Source organism: Pyxidicoccus sp. MSG2, from assembly GCF_026626705.1.
GTDB lineage: Bacteria > Myxococcota > Myxococcia > Myxococcales > Myxococcaceae > Myxococcus.
This window is the reverse complement of record NZ_JAPNKC010000001.1, coordinates 6,425,525-6,441,639: the sequence shown is the minus strand read 5'-3', so window position 1 is coordinate 6,441,639 and position 16,115 is coordinate 6,425,525. Positions and strand designations below refer to the sequence as shown.

Here is a 16,115-nt window from a genome sequence, read left to right as displayed (position 1 = left end):
CCGCACCCTGAAGGAGTCCTCATGCCCATGAGCGCACCCTCGCTTCAGGAGCGCGCGGCCCGGCTTCATGCATCTCAGTTGCAAGAGGTCCGGCGACGGGTGGATGGGCTGTTCGCGTGGTTGATGGCAGGCCAGTGGGTGTGCGGAGTGGCGGTGGCATCGGTCTTCTCCCCGCTGGCGTGGGAGGGCAAGGCGCGCACGGAGCACGCCCACGTGCACACCGCCGTCCTCCTGGGCGCGGCGCTCAGCGTGCTCCCCCTGGTGCTGGCGCGCTGGCGGCCGGGCTCGGTGCTCGCGCGACAGGGCATGGCGGTGGCGCAGATGCTCTGGTCGGCGCTGCTCATCCACCTCACGGCCGGACGCAGCGAGACGCACTTCCACATCTTCGCGTCGCTGGCCCTGCTCGCCTTCTACAGAGACCCGTGGGTGCTGCTGTCAGCGAGCGCCACCACCATCCTGGACCACTTCGCGCGGGGCGTGCTGTGGCCCCAGTCCGTCTACGGCACGGCGGATTCGGCGGGCTGGCGCTTCCTGGAGCTGGCCTTCTGGGTGCTCGTCACGGACGCCGTGCTGCTCGCGGCGTGCCGCGTCTTCCAGCGCGAGGCCTGGGAGACGGCCGAGCGCCGGGCGGAAGCGGAGCTGGCGCACGAGCAGAAGCTCCAGACGCAGCAGCAGGCGCTGGTGCGCGCCGAGCAGCAACTGCGCGAGTTCCAGCAGCAGTACTCGCGCATCGAGAAGCTGGCCACCATGGGGCAGCTGGCCGCGAGCATCAGCCACGAGCTGCGCAACCCGCTGGCCGCGGCGCGCACCGCGCTGTCCTGCGTCCTGCTGCGGGTGGCCAACCTCCAGGGCACGCTGACGGACTCGCGCATCCTCCATTTCCTCGACGTCACCGAGCGCGAGCTGGCGGTGTGCGCGCGCATCATCTCCGACGTGCTGGACTTCGCGCGCGAGCGGCCGCCCCAGCTCGCGCCCTGCGCGCTGCGCCCGCTGGTGGACGAGGTGTTGGGCGTGGTGCCCCAGCGCGCGGGGGTGCGCCTCGTCAACGAGGTGCCGGAGTCGCTCCCGGTGCCGCGGCTGGACCGCGAGCTGTTCCGCATGGTGCTGGTGAACCTGGTGCAGAACGCCGTGGAGGCGGTGCCCCCGGGCAGCAACGGCACCGTGCGCGTCCACGCCGAGGGCGGCGCGGGCGTGCCCTGGCGCCTGCGCGTGGTGGACGACGGGTCGGGGATTCCCGCCGAGGTGCTGTCGAAAATCTTCGAGCCGCTCTTCACCACGAAGACACAGGGCACGGGGCTGGGGCTCGCCATCGTCTCCGCGCTGGTGCACAAGCACGAGGGCACGCTCACCGTGCACAGCGAGGTGGGCCAGGGGACGGAGTTCCTCATCGAGTTGCCCGCCAGCACGCTCGCGCGCACCGCGTGACCACAGGACACGTCAGCCAAGCCTGCGTATCAGCGGAAGGCATCCACGATGTAGGCCGCCGCAGTGGACCCTTCGAGGATGGCCATGCCGGGTTTCGAGTCGGGACTCTTCCGCATCTGGTCACGGCTGAGGCGGGCCACGGCGCAAATCGGGACCTTGTCGCTGTCCGGTGGATGGGCCTCGTAGTACCGGATGACGACCTGCGGGCCACTCGTCCAGACCTGCCCGTACAGGCGGGTCGTTGCCTCAAGCGTGCCGAAGTCATCCTCGAGGATGCTCTCAATCGGCCCGTCGTAGAGCGTGACACGCCGCGCGTCGAGCTGGTTCGCGTCGAGCTCCACCAACTCCGCATCCCCAACACGCAGCTTCAGATACCGCATGACCTCCAGCGCCTTCGCCGGGCATTCCTGTGGACCTGGCGTGCCGTCCGGGCGAAGTGCCACGCCTCCGGCCGTGGTGCAGCCGGAAGACGTAGCGAGCACGACGATGGAACCGAGCATGAGCGCTTTGGCCGTGGGCATGAGCGTCACTTCTACTGCTGAATCAGAGTGTGATCCATCGCCACCGCCACCTGCAGCACGCCGTCCCCACGGAAGAGCTGAAGAGCCAGGTCCGCGAGTTGCCCCCGTCGGTCTGGAAGGCGCTCTTGTCCACCACGACCGCGATCTTCCCAGACTGACCCGGAACGATCACAGGTGGGTCCATGCGAAGCGCGAAGGGTCGAGCCGAGTAGCTGGTGAAGTCGACGGCCAAGTATGCACCGTCGAGCCTCCAGGGCTCTCCACCATGGGTGTTCTTCAGGGTCACCACCGCGGCCGCCTTACCAGGCCCTTTGAACACTTCAACGATCATGTCCATGTCTTCTGTCTTCGAGCGGAAAACCCTCTTGCGCCGAAACGGTGTCTTCTCCGCTGCCCCATTGGCGAGCAGGGTCGCATAGGCATGATCGACGGAGTTCTCTTCCTTCTTGAATCGCTCATTCTCCTCGCGGAGGCCGCGCTCTCTGTTGAGTGAGTCGTAGAGGGACGAGAGCACCGCGTTGTAGCTGGTGTGGTCCTTGAACACATTGACCTGATAGTCGATCCATCCCCAGTCCTCACGGCTCTTGGGCTTCACCAGGAACGTGAGCTCCGTCCCGTCAACGAGCGTCACGGACAGAGGCAGCGCCTCGCCGTCGTCGAGTTCGCGCAGGGGTTCCAGAACCACCTTCTTGCCACCCACGAGTGGGGGCTCGAAACGCCCCTGCCATGCCATGAACTTCGTCTTCGCCGGATCGACCTCTTTCTCGAACCGGAGCGCAGTCACGACCTGCGCGGAAACGTAGATGGACGGCGCCTCCTGGCCCGGATGTTCCGGCACCTTGAGGGTCCGAATCATGAGCTTCTCCTCCATGTCCCGGGCAAGTGCCGGAGAAACCATCAGGACGAGAAGCAGGCCCCACCTGGAAAGTGTGAGATTGCGCATGGTGCGGCCAACGTAACAGGATGGGTTCAAGGCAGCCAACCTCATGGTGCGGGATTGGACCTGGCCCGGTTCGGCGACGAACTCGAACTTCAGGGTGGAGAAGAAGCTCTCCGCTACGGCGCGAGGCCCCGGTCGACTCCCGGCTTTCCTGGTGCACGGCCAGCACCTCGATGCCGCGGGCCCGGTCGCTCTTCTTGCGCTCGGACTTCTCGGAACGCTTCGCCCAGACGTAGTTGGGCGCGGAGCCGGCCGGTAGGCGCTCGATGGCGCTGCTGGGCGTGGCGACTGCGCTCGGAGGCGCGGCGCTACGGATGCTCACTGGGAGAGACGCGATGAGGGTTCTTCCCTCAGAACTCGTAGCCGCTCACGGTCATGAACGTCTGGCCACTCGCGATCGAGATTGTTGACGTTGCGCCGATCATTTCTCCTGAGTTGAACCGAATGCCCGCCTGAAGTGAGGCGGAGCAAGCGAGATTCTGGTTGGCAGTGCTTGCCTTGGGTCCACAGACAGGTACGACAGCGCGAACGTCGAGGGTCCTGCCCACGACGTCAGTGGTTACCAGGTACGCGGCACCCGACGAGTCATCTGGCGTGATGGCGATGATGTCGGTGACGATGAAGGTCTTTCCGGCAGGCACGACATAGCGAAAGTCTCCCGAGGCCGATTTGGAGATCAGCCCGGCAAATGACCTGACAGAGTTACCGCGGCCAGAGGCCTCCGCCGCCGGACCAGGAGGTCCCTCTGGACCGGACGGGCCCGCCGGGCCCGTGTCTCCTTTGAGCCCCTGAGCGCCCTGAGGACCGGACGGACCTTGAGGTCCCTGCGGCCCCTGAGCTCCCGAGGGCCCGGTTGACCCCGCGACGCCAGTCGCACCAGGAGCTCCAGTCGGGCCTTGGGGCCCCGAAGGACCTTGAGGACCAGGGGGCCCGACGTCTCCCTTCGGACCTGCCGGACCTCCCGTGCCAATGCTGACGTTGAATCGGTCGTAGCCGCTCGCAGCGGGGTCCAACGCCGTCACCGTCAGGAGGTAGGTGCCGGGCAGCGCGGCGACGGGCGCGGGGAGGTGCGCCACAACCGCCGTCGAGCTGTGACTCTGGATGATGAGTCCCATACCAGCGAGGCTGACGGCGGGTGCTGCGTCGCCGAAGTTCGAGCCGAAGATGGAGAGCTGCTGGGCCTCCAAGTCGACGCTGACACTGGTGATGACGAGGGGAGGGGTTTGCGCGCTGCTGCTGAGCGGTAGCGTAGCAAAGGCGGCAATGAGGCAAAGCAATGCCATTCGTTGTGGGCGAAGCATGACACCTCTGTATGGGTGAGGGACAGCCTTTGCCAGCTTAGGAGCCCGCTCTCAGCAGCAGCAACCAGGTTGCGCCAAGCCGGACGTCGCGGACGGACGCTGTCGCCACACGGTGGGTGCCCTTGCCGTGTGCATCGGGGAGGCGGCCTCTCCGTGGTTCTGAGCCGCACCCGGGGGTGACGTCAGGCGCGCGTCGTGCCCTGGGCCCCGCGACGGCGACAGGGCATCTCCTGCGTCACGCGCCAGGTGGCGCCGCCGTCTTTCGAGAGGAGGCCGCGCCAGAGGAAGGAGTCCTCGGTGATGGCGGTGAACATCCAGCGCAGCAGGTGGCCCTCCGGGTCCGGCCCCTCGATGTGGATTTCCCCGCCCACGGGCCTGCCAGTCAGGACGGCGAGGAACCCCGTGGTGGCGCCGAGCCACACGACGCGCCAGTGGTCCGCCTTCGCGTCGTAGTGGCGCAGCGTGGTGCCGATGCGCCGCTCGCCCACGGCCGCGCTCAGGCCCGCCTCGGCATTGGGGTAGATGAGCACGTCCTGGATGGCGCGCCCGTCGAGCGCCCACGAGAAGGACCACTCCCCGGGCTGGCGGAAGACTTCCTTCCCGTCCTCGCCGTAGAACACCACCTCCGCGTCCCAGGCTCCGACGAAGCGGCCGAACAGCATCAACTTGTCCGCGTGTACGGCCAGGGGCCCTTCCGCGCGCAGCAGTGCCAGTGCCCGCTCGGAGAGCGGGGTCGCGTGACTCGACATGGTGACTCCCTCCAGAGTTGAAGCGGCTCAGCCCTTCGTCGTGGCGACGCGCTCCCAGCCGGGCGGATAATTCAGGACGAGGCCCAGCTCGTCCGTGTCCACCTCGGCCACGAAGCTTCCGCCGTTGCTCTCGTACCGGTAGCGCGATGGCGTCAGCCGTGTGTACCGCTGAGGCAGTGTCACCAGGGACAGGTCCGGCATGCGGACCCACGCGGCCGTGACGTCAGCCCCCTGCCCCACCTCCAGCGCGAGCCGGCGGATGGGCAGCGTGTTCGTCGAGGGCGTGAAGGCGAGGTCGATGTCCGAGCACCCACGGAATTGAGGCACCTCCTCCGCGCCCCGCCACCAGCGTTGCTGCGCATCGACGCGAAGGGAGAGGGACTGCTCCACGCCTCCACGCCGCAGCAGGATGCGCGCCTCGCGCGTCAGCCACTGCTTGTCACAGTGGAGGGTGTAGTCCGCCGCGTACGGCAGGCCGTCCTCCGCGAGCACCACCGAGCCGGTCAGCGTCCAGCCGTCGGCGGACTCCCGCAGCTCGAAGTACTCGCTCCCTGGCTGCTCCATCCGATGCCAGATGAGCGCGCGGAGACACCGCGACGCGGGAGCCGTGCCAGGGGTCGACTCGGTGCGCTGGGAAGTCATGCGCGAGATGGTAGGGCGGGCCGCGCGCGCCGTCTTACACGTCCTTGCTCCCGGCGTTGCCTGGCGCACGCTCGCGGCGCTCGTCCGGAGTCCACGCTCGCCGCGCTTGTCCGGAGCCCGGGCGGCTTGCCATGGTGGCGGCATGCCGCGCCTGCACGCCTCGCCCCTGCTCCGCGAATCGGACCTCCAGCTCATCCGCGTGACGTGTGATGGCCACGACGCCCCGCGACTGAAGGACGAGTACGCGGCCAGCGAGAGCCTGGTGCTCGCGCTGCACGGCCGCTTCCAGTTCCGCGACGCGAGGACACGCACCGTGGTGGGCCCGGGCACCGGCCTGTTCATGCGCGCGAACAACCCCTGTCAAATCAGCCACCCTCACGGCGGAGGCGACGCCTGCCTCTCCGTGCGCGGCCCCTGGGTGCGGCGCTTCGTGGACCCGGCCACCGCGACATTCGCCGTCAGCGCCGAGGCCTACGTGCGCCTCCAGGCCCTGCTGGCCCGCGTCGCCCGCCAGGAGCCCGTGGAGCGCCTCCAGGTGGAGGAAGCGCTGTGCCTGACGGTGTCCCGCTCCGAGCCACGTGCTACCGCGGGCAGCGCGCCCAACGCGCGCGAGCGGAACCTCGCCGGAGCGATTGCCCACGAGGTCTCCCTGCGCTTCGACGAGCGCCTCTCGCTGGAGGAACTGGCGGAAGGCGCGGGCGTGTCCGTCTTCCACGCGTGCCGGGTGTTCCGCCGGGTGATGGGGACGGGCATCCACCAGCACCAGCAGGAGGTCCGGCTGCGGCATGCGCTCGCCCTGCTGCTGGACACGCGGCTGCCGCTGGCCGAGGTGGCGCTGGAGGCCGGCTTCGCCAACCAGGGCCACCTGGGCAATGCCTTCATGCGCCGCTACGGGCGCACCCCGGGCGCCACGCGGAAGGGACGGCTGCCCTTCAACGCCTGAGCCCCGGCTCGGAAGCTCACGGCCGCGCGTCGCGCAGCGCCGCCAGCAATTCCTCCGCGGTGGTGCTCACCGCGCGAGCGCCGTGCGCCTCGAGCTCATGGCTCCGGAAGCCCCAGGTGACGCCCACGCCGTACATGCCCGCCGCGCGCGCCGTGTCCATGTCCACGGAGGTGTCACCCACGAAGCCGCACGCGCCGGGCAACACGCCCAGCTCCGCCGCCAGCGCCAGCGCCGCCGTCGGGTCCGGCTTGCGAGGCATGCCCGGCCGCTCGCCATACACGGCGTCGAAGGCCACTCCCGGCAGCAGCTGTGAGACGAGCCGCTTCACGAAGACGTCCGACTTGTTGCTCAGCACCGCCAGCCGCGCGCCCGTCTCCCCCAGCGCCGTCAGCATCGCGGGGATGCCCGGATAGGGCCGCGTCCGGTCGAGCAGGTGCGCGTCGTAGTACCCGCGCCAGGTGGCCAGCACCGGCGCGTGCATTTCCTCGCGCCCGGCCGGCACCGCCCGGCGCACCAACTCCTTCACGCCCTCACCCACGAAGCGCAGGTAGGCGGCTTCCGGATGCGCAGGCAGGCCGTGGTGGGTGAGGGCATGGTTCATCGCGTCCGCGATGTCCCCCAGCGAGTCCACCAGTGTCCCATCGAGGTCGAAGATGACGGCGCGAAGCTGCATGGGATTGAAGTCTCCAGACAAAACGAAAACGCCCCGGCCGGTGGGCCAGGGCGTCCGGGGCGCGAGGGCCCGCGATTCAGGTGCTGACTACGGCGTGACCTGGGCCGTGGGGCCCGGGGGCGCGTCGCCAGCGACGGTCATCACCGCGAAGTTGATGTTCTGGTAGCCGGCCGTGGCGCAGCTGAACATCACCCGCTTGATGATGGAGTACTCGACGTCCTTGTGGGCCTGGATGTTGATGTCGCCCTTGAAGCCGCCCTCCTCGTCCTTCGCCATGGCGTGGAGGTCCTCGTACTGCTTCTTCATGTCCCGCAGCTTCTCCTCCAGCGCGGGAATGTTGAGGTACTCGTCCTTGGAGAAGTCTTCGACGCGGCCGACGATGGTGCCCGACACGCTGATCTGGTCGTTGGACACCATGACGACAGGGTGCATCTCCACTTCCTTGACGTTGATTGCCTCGGGAAGCTCGATGTCCTTGGTCATCATCAGCACCTCGCCCGTCGCGGAGAAGTTCGCGATGAGGAAGAGCACGATGATGACGAACATGTCGACGAGCGGGGTGATGAGGAGGTCGGCGTAGCCGCTCTTCTTGCCGTGCGCGCCGTGTCCGAACACCTTGGAGTGCTGGAGACGCTTGCCGTACCGCTTGCCTGGGACCTGGATGGCCATGACGTGTCGTTAGCTCCGTGTATGGCTAGCCCATCGCCGCGGACACCGACACCTGGGGCAACCCGGAGCCGATGCACTCGTCGATGATGCGAACCAGGTCCTCGTAGCGGACCTTGTCCTCGGGCTGCAGGGTGATGGCGGTCTGGTCCGGCAGCTGCGCCTTCAGTTCCTTGAAGCGCGCAATCAGCTTGGTCAGGTCCGTCTTGCCCTTGGCATCCTTGGTGAGGGGAATCGGGTCGAAGGCGCTCTGGTCCGCCGTCAGCCGCAGCTCCGTGGGGGTAATCAGCAGGTTGAGCTGGACCGTCTTGGTCTTCTCCTCCTCCTGCTGCTCCTCCGTGGAAGGGCCTCCCGCCTGGGAGACCTGGAGCCGGCCAATCTGGGTCCAGACTGCCGTCATGATGAGGAAGCTGATGGTCACAGCCATCAGGTCGATGAATGCGGTCAGGTTGATGGCGACGTCGAGCGACTTCTTGCCCTTGCCACCTTGACCTGTGTCCATTCCGCCGGCCATGGCGTTTCTCTCCTTCGGCCGCGGCCCCGTGAGGAGCCAGAAAGATTACAAAGGGCGCGCCGTGCGTCCCCGAGGGGACAGGACAGCGCGCCCGGGCACCGGGTTCCCGACCGACTACTCCTCGTCGCGGGCCGCGGGGACGTTCATGTTCTTGAACTTGTCCTTGTTGGCCACGATGAGGTTGAGGACGGAGACGCTGGTCTCGTTGATGTCGTTGATGAGCGACTGCGTGCGGCCCATCAGCACGGAGAAGGCGACCAGGGCGGGGATGGCCGTCACGAGCCCGAAGCCCGTGCAGTTCATGGCTTCCGAGATGCCGTTGGCGAGAATGGTGGCCTTGTCGGCCGGGTTCACGTTGGCCACGGCCTCGAAGCAGGAGATGAGACCGGACACCGTGCCGAGCAGACCGGCGAGCATCGCCGCGTTGCCGAGCATGGCGAGGTAGCCGGTGCGGGCCTCCAGGCGAGGCGTCTCGCGCAGGCTGGCCTCGTCCAGGGCGGCCTGGACCTCGTCGTTGCCCTTGGGAACGTTCATCAGGCCGGCCTTGATGACGTTGGTGAGCGGCGTGGACTTCTGGCCGGCCACGTAGTTGATGGCCTTGTCCAGGTCACCGGCGTAGATGTGCTTCTTCAGGCCGCGCAGGAAGGCTTCCTTGTTGATGGAGGCCTTGCCGAACAGGACGATGCCGCGCTCCACCATGATGGACAGCGCAATCACGAGGCAGACGGCGATGGGGTACATGCCCCACTGACCGGCCTCCCAGCGGCGCGCGATTTCCTCGAAGAGGCTGCGCTCGGGGCCGCCGGTGTTCGCAAGTACGGTCAGATTCGTCAGAAACCCCAGGTTCATCGCTTGATGCCTCCACTAGGCGGCTGGACCCGCCGAGGCGGGTCTTACATGCCTGCCGCCCCCCCGGGCGGATGATCCACCCTCATGGGCGGCAGGAATGGGTGTTGAAAACGGTGTGCCGACTTTAGGAATGCAGAGCAGGGGTGTCAAGGCGGGCCCAGCGACGTTAAGTGCTGAAATCTCACAGGAATTTTGCGCCGGTCCACCCCTTGCCAGCCGGTCTCCCCAGCAGCAGGGCAGGCATTTTCGGGGGTATTCCCAAGCCGAGTCGGATGTGACACGGCGCACGCTTCCGGGCCCCGTGAACGCATGCTAAGCGCGGCGTCATGGCGAGGAAGCGCATTGGCGAGCTGCTCCTGGAGCAGCGGGCGATCAGCGTCGCGCAGCTCGAGGCGGGTCTGGCCGCGCACCGCAAGTCGGGACAGCGATTGGGGGCCGCGCTCATCGCGCAGGGCGTGATTACGGAGGCCACGCTGGCGGGCGCACTGAGCCAGGCGCTGGGGCTGCCCCAGGTGGACCTGGCGGCGATCACCCCGGAGTGGGCGGCGGTGCACCTCCTGCGAGCGCGCTTCTGCGAGCAGCACGATTTGTTCCCCATCGCACTGGAGAGCGTGGGCGGGCGGCGGCAGCTCGTGGTGGCGATGAGTGATCCGCTCAACGTGACGGCGGTGGAGGAAATCGAGTTCACCACCGGCCTGAAGGTGAGCACGCGCGTGGCGGCCCTGTCGGCGGTGCGCAGCGCGATTCTGCGCTACTACCACAAGGTGCCGGTGGCGGTAGCCAACGGGACGGGCACCGCGGCTCCGGCCCCGGCGCCGCGCGCTCCGGTGGCGGCCCGGCCCACTGCAGTGCCGGCGAGGCCCGCGGTGCCGGTGGCGAAGGCGCCGCCTCCTCCCGAGGAGGAGGAGGCAGACGAGGTCATCGTCGGAGAGGAATTGCCGCCGGGAGAGACGACCCAGCGCACGTCCCTGGCGGAGTTGATCCGCGAGCGGGAGGAGCAGCGCAAGCAGCGGCGCGGGCAGGCCCAGGCGGCGAAGCCGAAGCCGAAGCCGGCGGCGAGCGCGGGCGGCGTGCTGGATGACCTGGATTATCTCTTCGGGCAGGCCCGCGAGGACCCGGACCGAATCGAAGAGCTGGAGCGGAAGTTCTGGGCGCTGATGCGGATCATGGCGCGCAAGGGATTGCTGTCGAAGGAGGAGTTCACCCGCGAGCTGGACGACGAGGGCGAGCGCTGACGGGCTGGGGGGGTCATGTCCGAAAACCGCGAGAGCGCTTCAGCCGGACATGAGAAGGGTCTGGCCATGGACCTGCTCGACCACGACGCGTGCTACCGCGTGCTCCAGACCCGTGATGCCCGGTTCGATGGACGCCTGTTCGTCGGGGTGACGTCGACGGGCATCTACTGCCGCCCCATCTGCCCTGCGCGGACGCCGTTCCTCAAGAACTGTACCTTCCATGCCTCGGCCGCCGCCGCGCAGGAGGCGGGCTTCCGGCCGTGCCTGCGCTGCCGGCCGGAGACGGCCCCGGACCTGGCCTCGTGGCGCGGGACGTCCAACACCGTGTCCCGCGCACTGGCCATCATCGCGGACGGCGGACTGGATGGGGGCGAGGCGGGCGTCGACGAAGTGGCCGAGCGCCTGGGGGTGGGCGGGCGCCAGCTTCGCCGGCTGTTCAAGCAGCACCTGGGGGCGTCACCGGTGGCCGTGGCCCAGACGCGGCGGGTGCTCTTCGCCAAGCAGCTCATCCAGGAGACCCGGATGCCGATGGCGGAGGTGGCGCTCGCCGCCGGCTTCGGCAGCGTCCGGCGCTTCAATGAGACATTTCATGACTTGTATCATCGCCCGCCGAGCGAGCTGCGACGCAAGGCTTTGACGGAGCTGCCCGCGGGCTCCGTGGGCGAGGCGGGCGTGACGCTCCGGCTCCGCTACCGCCCGCCGTATGACTGGGCGGCGATGCTGGCCTATCTGGAAGCGCGCGCCATCGACGGCGTCGAGCAGTGGGTGGATGGACGCTACCGGAGGACGGTGGCGCAGGACGGACGGCTCGGCACGGTGGAGGTCCAGCACGAGCCGGCACGGAACAACCTGGTCGTCACGGTGCGCTTCCCGGACGTGCGCTCGCTTCCCGCCATCCTGGCGCGCGTGCGGCGGGTGTTCGACGTGGGCGCGGACATCGAGACCATTGGCGCGCACCTGTCGAGAGACCCGTTCCTGGCGCCGCTGCTGGCGCAGCGCCCGGGCCTGCGCGCGCCGGGTGGGTGGGACGGGTTCGAGCTCGCGATGCGGGCCATCCTGGGACAGCAGGTGACGGTGGTCGCGGCGCGGCAGCTCGCTCAGCGACTGGTGGCCCTGTGCGGAGAGGTCCTGCCCGAGTCCGCGAGCCTCCACGCGGCGCTGTCCCGCGCGTTCCCCTCGCCGGAGCGCGTGGCCTCGGCGAACCTGGGTGCGCTGGGCATGCCGTCGGCGCGGCGGGCGTCGCTCAAGGCGCTGGCGGAGGCGGCGCTGGCGGACCCCCACCTCTTCCGTCCCTTCGGCACGGTGGAGGAGGCGATTGCCCGGCTGCGCTCCATCCGGGGCGTGGGGGAGTGGACGGCGCAGTACATCGCGCTGCGCGCCCTGCGCGAGACGGACGCGTTTCCGGCCAGCGACGTCGCGTTGCTTCGAGGCGCGGCCAACGACGCGGGCGAGCGGCCAACGCCCGAGGATTTGCTGCAACGCGCGGAGCCCTGGAGACCGTGGCGGGCCTATGCCGCGCAACACCTCTGGGCCGCCGATGCGGTGCTGAGCCAGCAGGCCCGGGAGGCCCGTCATGGCTGAGCCCCTGCGCCTGTTCATCGACCGGACCGAGACGCCGATTGGTGAGCTGGTCATCGTCGCCGACCGTGAAGGCCGGCTGCGCGCCCTCGACTGGACGGACTACGAAGCCCGCATGCTCCAGTTGCTGCGCCTGCACTACGGAGAGCGCGGCTTCGAGCTGGTGCCGGAGAAGAACCCCGGGGGCCTCACCGCGACGATGGGCCGCTACTTCGCGGGAGACCTCGGCGTCATCACCGGCCTGCCCGTGGAGACGGGCGGCACGCCCTTCCAGCGGACGGTGTGGGCCGCGCTGCGCGACATCCCGTGTGGTACGACAGTCTCGTACTCCGAGCTCGCGCGCCGCATCGAACGCCCGGCCGCGGTGCGCGCGGTGGGGCACGCGAATGGCTCCAATCCGGTGGGCATCGTCGTGCCCTGCCATCGCGTCGTGGGCGCCAATGGGTCGCTCACCGGCTATGGCGGCGGAATCGAGCGGAAGCGCTGGCTGCTCGCGCACGAGGGCCACGGCGCCCCCCAGTCGCTCCTGCCGTTCGCCCGGTAGCAATCAACGCCGCGATTTCGTGCGTGAAAACGTCGTGCGAACCCGCACGCTGGAATGCATTCCTGTGCCCACTGAAAGGAAGGCCCCATCTCATGACCTCGTCCCAATCGATGAACGCGCAGGTGTTCCGCCAGCTGCACACCGAAGGGTTGCTGCTGCTCACCAATGCCTGGGATGCCGGCAGCGCGCGGCTGATGGAGAGCCTGGGCTCCAAGGCCGTCGCCACGACCAGCGCCGGCGTGGCGTGGGCGCACGGCTACGCGGATGGAGACCACCTGCCGGTGCGCCTGCTCGCCGCGACGGTGGCGGAGATGACGCGCGTCATCCGGGTGCCGCTCACCGTGGACATGGAGGGTGGCTACTCGAATGACCCCGCCGCCGTGGGCGAGACGGTCGCCGCGGTGATGGAGGCGGGCGCGGTGGGCATCAACATCGAGGACGGCAGCGAGGCGCCGGACCTCCTCTGCGCGAAGCTGGAGCAGGTGAAGCGCGCCAGCGCCCGCCTCGGCGTGGACCTGTTCGTCAACGTGCGCACGGACGTCTTCCTGCGCGGGCTGGCGCCCAAGGAGCGCCGCGTCGAGGAGGCCCTGAAGCGCGCCGAGCGCTATCGCGCGGCGGGGGCGGACGGACTCTTCGTTCCGGGCGTGTCGGACGCAGCGGACATCCGGGCGATTGCCTCGGCGGCGAAGCTTCCGCTGAACGTCATGGCGGTCCCCGGACTCCCCTCCCCCGCGGAGCTCGCGTCCCTGGGCGTCCGGCGTCTCAGCGCGGGCGCGGGCATCGCCCAGGCTGTCTTCGGTAGAGCCGCCGCGCTGGCCACCGCCTTCCTGAAGGACGGCGCCACCGCGTCGCTGGCGGAGGGGGCGATGCCCTACCCCCAGCTCAACGCGCTGATGGCGGCGCGCTGACTCCAGGTGTTCACCGGATTGAAGCTGAGTCACTCCGTCATGTCGGTATAGGTTGGAAGGCGGAAGGGCCGTGTTGCCCTTCCGTCTGAAGAGGGGGAATCACCACATGTCGAAGATGCCTTGGGCCGGACCTCGCGTCCTGGCCTTGCTACTGCTGTGCCTTTGCGCGCTGTCACCTGGTGTCTCCCAGGCAGTGGAGACGGGCGTCGTCACCGGCTGGCTCTACACAGGGGACAAGACCGTCCAGCAGCTCGGGCCGCGCCAGCTCGACGACCTCAAGAACATCGGGGCGAGCCACATCCGGGTCGAATTCATCTATCCGGACAGCGAACCCGAACGAAGCACGTACATCACCTCGTACAAGAACATCGTCCAGTGGGCGGGTGAGCGGAGCATCCGCGTCATCGGCGTGTTGACGGTGAACTCGATGCTCAACAAGAGCGTCAAGCCCGTGAACACCTCCGGCCCCCAGGACTTCGACAACCGGTTCGTGCCCATCTTCAAGGAAGCCCTCGACTGGCACGACACGACGTACACCAACGTGAATGGTACGTCGTATGGCGTCGAGGCGTGGGAGCTCTGGAACGAGCCCGACGTTTATGACATGCGGCGCACCGACGGTCGCTTCATGGGGGAGGAGTTCGCGCTGCTGTGCGTGCGCGCCTACGAGCACTACAAGGGGCGTGGCGGCACCCGGAAGCTCATCATGGGCGCCCTGTCGCGGTGGGACGACGACGTCCTGTTCCGGCAGGTCTATGACTCCACGCCCGTCCGCAACTTCAAGGCGGCCCAGGGGCGCAACGTGCTGCCGGGTGACGCCATCGGGATGCACGCGTACGGCAACCTCAACGTGCTGCCCTCGCAGAAGGGGTTCTCCTATGCGAGCGGCAACTTCGAGGACGTCATCCTCAACATCCGGAACCTCCGCGACAGCGCGGGCCGGGAGCTCGTGCCCTCGGGCCAGCCCATCTACGTGACGGAAGTGGGCTTCGGCGCCAACCGGAGCGGCTCGCAGGTGTACTACTGGCGCCAGGCCACCCAGGCCGCCGAGCTGAAATACGTGCTGGAGACGCTCAACCGCTACCCCCAGTTCCAGCGCGTGTATTGGTACGCGTGGCGTGACGAAGAGAACAAGGACACGGCGGACCCGCGAGGGACGAACTGGCTCGGGCTGAGGCACGTGCCGCAAGCCCACTGCGGCCTGGGTGCCACGAAGCTCAGCTACAACGTCTTCGCCAACTTCAACGGCCGGCCGGGGCCCGCCCAGCGTGCTGCGTGGCAGGTGCTCCCGGCAGGTGACGAGAGCTGGCCGACGGGCCAGGTCACCCCGCCCGCCTGCGGCGCGTTGCAGTCACCCGACCCGTTGCTGAGGGCGTTCCACCGGCACGACCAGGCCCGGAACCTGGTGGGGCAGCCCCGGAGCTTTGGCGGAGGGCCGTACGTGCACCGGTGGGGCAACGGCCAGGTCCAGCACTTCATGAACGGCATCTGGGAGAGCGGCCTGGGCGCCCTGGGCCTGGCGGACGGCCGCAGCGAGGCTGGCTACGTGTATGGCCGCTTCTACGAGAAGTGGATGGCCATCGGCTTCACGCACGTCGGCGGCTTCCCCGTCGACAAAGGTGGTGGCGCGGACCGGCACCGGTGGGACTCCTCCATCAGCCGCGGCGTGGTGCAGGACTTCGACGGGGGCTCGCTGGGCCCCAACATGCTCCAGCTCGAGGAGTGGCCCGTGGCCGGCGCCCAGGTGCTCATCATCCAGGGCGCCTGGTACCAGCACTACATGGCCAACGGGGGCGTCGGTGTCTTCGGCTACGCCCGCACCGAGCCCTACTACCTCGGAGGAACCTCGTACCGGATGGACTTCGCGCGGGGCTACATGCTTCAGGACACCACGACGGGCGCGGTGACGCACTCCTTCTAGGGCGCGTCCCCACACCGGCGCGCGGCTCGGCTCACCGGGCCGCGCGCCCTCACCCCACCGGCAGCGGCAGCCGCACGGTGAACGTCGTACCCGAACCCACGGTGCTCTCCACCGTGAGCCGGCCGCCGTGGTTCTCGACGATTCCCTGGCAGATGGACAGGCCCAGGCCGGTGCCCTTCCCCTCCGGCTTGGTGGTGAAGAACGGCTCGAAGATGCGCTGCAGGTGCTTGGGGTCGATGCCCGTGCCCGTGTCGCGCACCGTCACCACCGCGTCCTGCCCCTCCCGGCCCGTGGACAGGTACACCGAGCCACCGGGCGGCATCGCGTGGCACGCGTTGGTGATGAGGTTGACGAACACCTGCACCAGGTTGGCGCGCACCGCGGACAGCGGCGGCAGCTCCGAGTACTCGCGGTGCACGCTGACGCGCGCCTGCGCCACCACGTGCTCGCAGAAGCCCACCGCCATGTCGACCACGGCGTTGAGCTGCACCCGCTCCGGCTTGTCCTCAAATCCCGCGTGAAGCGCAGGATGCGGTGGCTGCTCTCCAGAATCTTCTTCAGCTTCTCCTGGTCCGCCGGATTCGCGCCCGGCGTCGTCCGCGAGCGCTGCAGCAGCGCATCCGCGTACGTGGCCACCGCCGCCGGGGACATTCGTGCGATTGCGGCGCGCTGAGCAGCGCGGCTGCTCCCCAGGACTCGCTGGTGC

Annotated in this window: 16 protein-coding genes and 1 pseudogene; 7 read left to right on the top strand and 10 right to left on the bottom strand. The window is 68.6% G+C overall.

The window, feature by feature from the left end; translation table 11 throughout:
* Nucleotides 1–27 precede the first annotated feature (27 nt).
* Entirely contained in the window at nt 28–1,425 is a 1,398-nt protein-coding gene (locus tag OV427_RS25280; RefSeq protein WP_267858730.1) for a sensor histidine kinase, read from the top strand.
* Nucleotides 1,426–1,454: 29 nt separating this feature from the next.
* On the opposite strand, the gene OV427_RS25275 is transcribed toward OV427_RS25280, so the two are convergent.
* The 5 genes from OV427_RS25275 to OV427_RS25255 all read right to left on the bottom strand — a co-directional run bounded on the left by OV427_RS25275 (nt 1,455) and on the right by OV427_RS25255 (nt 5,578).
* On the bottom strand, nt 1,455–1,946 hold the full coding sequence (locus OV427_RS25275; protein WP_267858729.1) for a serine/threonine protein kinase: 492 nt from the start codon (nt 1,944–1,946) through the stop codon (nt 1,455–1,457).
* Nucleotides 1,947–1,968: 22 nt separating this feature from the next.
* Nucleotides 1,969–2,889 (bottom strand): DUF2381 family protein, encoded by a 921-nt coding sequence (locus OV427_RS25270; RefSeq protein WP_267858728.1) that lies wholly within the window; start codon nt 2,887–2,889, stop codon nt 1,969–1,971.
* Nucleotides 2,890–3,236: 347 nt separating this feature from the next.
* Nucleotides 3,237–3,527, bottom strand: coding sequence for a hypothetical protein (locus OV427_RS25265; RefSeq protein ID WP_267858727.1), 291 nt, complete (start codon nt 3,525–3,527; stop codon nt 3,237–3,239).
* 842 nt (nt 3,528–4,369) lie between these two features.
* The gene (locus OV427_RS25260; RefSeq protein WP_267858726.1) at nt 4,370–4,936 is read right to left on the bottom strand and encodes a hypothetical protein; all 567 of its coding nucleotides are present in this window, start codon (nt 4,934–4,936) and stop codon (nt 4,370–4,372) included.
* 27 nt (nt 4,937–4,963) lie between these two features.
* Nucleotides 4,964–5,578, bottom strand: a complete 615-nt coding sequence (locus OV427_RS25255) for a putative glycolipid-binding domain-containing protein (protein ID WP_267858725.1) — start codon at nt 5,576–5,578, stop codon at nt 4,964–4,966.
* A gap of 142 nt (nt 5,579–5,720) precedes the next feature.
* Here OV427_RS25255 and OV427_RS25250 point away from each other — a divergent pair, with 142 nt between their 5' ends.
* Nucleotides 5,721–6,521: a helix-turn-helix transcriptional regulator gene (locus OV427_RS25250; RefSeq protein ID WP_267858724.1), complete on the top strand. Its 801-nt coding sequence runs from the start codon at nt 5,721–5,723 to the stop codon at nt 6,519–6,521.
* A gap of 16 nt (nt 6,522–6,537) precedes the next feature.
* On the opposite strand, the gene OV427_RS25245 is transcribed toward OV427_RS25250, so the two are convergent.
* The 4 genes from OV427_RS25245 to OV427_RS25230 all read right to left on the bottom strand — a co-directional run bounded on the left by OV427_RS25245 (nt 6,538) and on the right by OV427_RS25230 (nt 9,223).
* Nucleotides 6,538–7,194, bottom strand: a complete 657-nt coding sequence (locus OV427_RS25245) for an HAD family hydrolase (RefSeq protein ID WP_267858723.1) — start codon at nt 7,192–7,194, stop codon at nt 6,538–6,540.
* A gap of 87 nt (nt 7,195–7,281) precedes the next feature.
* A complete protein-coding gene (locus tag OV427_RS25240; RefSeq protein WP_267858722.1) occupies nt 7,282–7,863 on the bottom strand; it encodes an ExbD/TolR family protein in 582 nt (193 codons plus the stop codon).
* Between the two features lie 25 nt (nt 7,864–7,888).
* Nucleotides 7,889–8,374: an ExbD/TolR family protein gene (locus OV427_RS25235; protein ID WP_267858721.1), complete on the bottom strand. Its 486-nt coding sequence runs from the start codon at nt 8,372–8,374 to the stop codon at nt 7,889–7,891.
* Between the two features lie 114 nt (nt 8,375–8,488).
* Entirely contained in the window at nt 8,489–9,223 is a 735-nt protein-coding gene (locus OV427_RS25230) for a MotA/TolQ/ExbB proton channel family protein (protein WP_267858720.1), read from the bottom strand.
* 326 nt (nt 9,224–9,549) lie between these two features.
* On the opposite strand from OV427_RS25230, the gene OV427_RS25225 reads away from it, so the two are divergent.
* The 5 genes from OV427_RS25225 to OV427_RS25205 all read left to right on the top strand — a co-directional run bounded on the left by OV427_RS25225 (nt 9,550) and on the right by OV427_RS25205 (nt 15,409).
* A complete protein-coding gene (locus tag OV427_RS25225; protein WP_267858719.1) occupies nt 9,550–10,458 on the top strand; it encodes a general secretion pathway protein GspE in 909 nt (302 codons plus the stop codon).
* A gap of 66 nt (nt 10,459–10,524) precedes the next feature.
* Complete coding sequence (locus tag OV427_RS25220; protein ID WP_267858718.1) at nt 10,525–12,039, top strand: DNA-3-methyladenine glycosylase 2 family protein; 1,515 nt, start codon at nt 10,525–10,527, stop codon at nt 12,037–12,039.
* Nucleotides 12,032–12,580 carry a methylated-DNA--[protein]-cysteine S-methyltransferase gene (gene ogt, locus OV427_RS25215; RefSeq protein WP_267858717.1) on the top strand — a complete coding sequence of 183 codons (549 nt, stop codon included), beginning with the start codon at nt 12,032–12,034 and terminating at the stop codon, nt 12,578–12,580. The genes OV427_RS25220 and ogt overlap by 8 nt, the downstream gene beginning before the upstream one ends.
* Nucleotides 12,581–12,672: 92 nt before the next feature.
* On the top strand, nt 12,673–13,488 hold the full coding sequence (locus OV427_RS25210) for an isocitrate lyase/PEP mutase family protein (protein ID WP_267858716.1): 816 nt from the start codon (nt 12,673–12,675) through the stop codon (nt 13,486–13,488).
* A 106-nt stretch (nt 13,489–13,594) separates the two neighbouring features.
* Nucleotides 13,595–15,409 carry a hypothetical protein gene (locus OV427_RS25205; RefSeq protein ID WP_267858715.1) on the top strand — a complete coding sequence of 605 codons (1,815 nt, stop codon included), beginning with the start codon at nt 13,595–13,597 and terminating at the stop codon, nt 15,407–15,409.
* Nucleotides 15,410–15,458: 49 nt separating this feature from the next.
* Here the strand turns inward: OV427_RS25205 and OV427_RS25200 are convergent.
* Nucleotides 15,459–16,048 (bottom strand): annotated as a pseudogene (locus OV427_RS25200) (sensor histidine kinase); the annotation flags it as partial.
* Nucleotides 16,049–16,115 lie beyond the last annotated feature (67 nt).

Bases quoted from the DNA above. Each gene is read 5' to 3' on its own strand.
- OV427_RS25210 (WP_267858716.1), top strand. From the start codon at position 12,673: ATGACCTCGTCCCAATCGATGAACGCGCAGGTGTTCCGCCAGCTGCAC.
- ogt (WP_267858717.1), top strand. From the start codon at position 12,032: ATGGCTGAGCCCCTGCGCCTGTTCATCGACCGGACCGAGACGCCGATT.
- OV427_RS25260 (WP_267858726.1), bottom strand. From the start codon at position 4,936: ATGTCGAGTCACGCGACCCCGCTCTCCGAGCGGGCACTGGCACTGCTG.
- OV427_RS25225 (WP_267858719.1), top strand. From the start codon at position 9,550: ATGGCGAGGAAGCGCATTGGCGAGCTGCTCCTGGAGCAGCGGGCGATC.
- OV427_RS25205 (WP_267858715.1), top strand. From the start codon at position 13,595: ATGTCGAAGATGCCTTGGGCCGGACCTCGCGTCCTGGCCTTGCTACTG.
- OV427_RS25250 (WP_267858724.1), top strand. From the start codon at position 5,721: ATGCCGCGCCTGCACGCCTCGCCCCTGCTCCGCGAATCGGACCTCCAG.
- OV427_RS25270 (WP_267858728.1), bottom strand. From the start codon at position 2,889: ATGCGCAATCTCACACTTTCCAGGTGGGGCCTGCTTCTCGTCCTGATG.
- OV427_RS25230 (WP_267858720.1), bottom strand. From the start codon at position 9,223: ATGAACCTGGGGTTTCTGACGAATCTGACCGTACTTGCGAACACCGGC.
- OV427_RS25255 (WP_267858725.1), bottom strand. From the start codon at position 5,578: ATGACTTCCCAGCGCACCGAGTCGACCCCTGGCACGGCTCCCGCGTCG.
- OV427_RS25235 (WP_267858721.1), bottom strand. From the start codon at position 8,374: ATGGCCGGCGGAATGGACACAGGTCAAGGTGGCAAGGGCAAGAAGTCG.
- OV427_RS25275 (WP_267858729.1), bottom strand. From the start codon at position 1,946: ATGCCCACGGCCAAAGCGCTCATGCTCGGTTCCATCGTCGTGCTCGCT.
- OV427_RS25240 (WP_267858722.1), bottom strand. From the start codon at position 7,863: ATGGCCATCCAGGTCCCAGGCAAGCGGTACGGCAAGCGTCTCCAGCAC.
- OV427_RS25245 (WP_267858723.1), bottom strand. From the start codon at position 7,194: ATGCAGCTTCGCGCCGTCATCTTCGACCTCGATGGGACACTGGTGGAC.
- OV427_RS25220 (WP_267858718.1), top strand. From the start codon at position 10,525: ATGGACCTGCTCGACCACGACGCGTGCTACCGCGTGCTCCAGACCCGT.
- OV427_RS25280 (WP_267858730.1), top strand. From the start codon at position 28: ATGAGCGCACCCTCGCTTCAGGAGCGCGCGGCCCGGCTTCATGCATCT.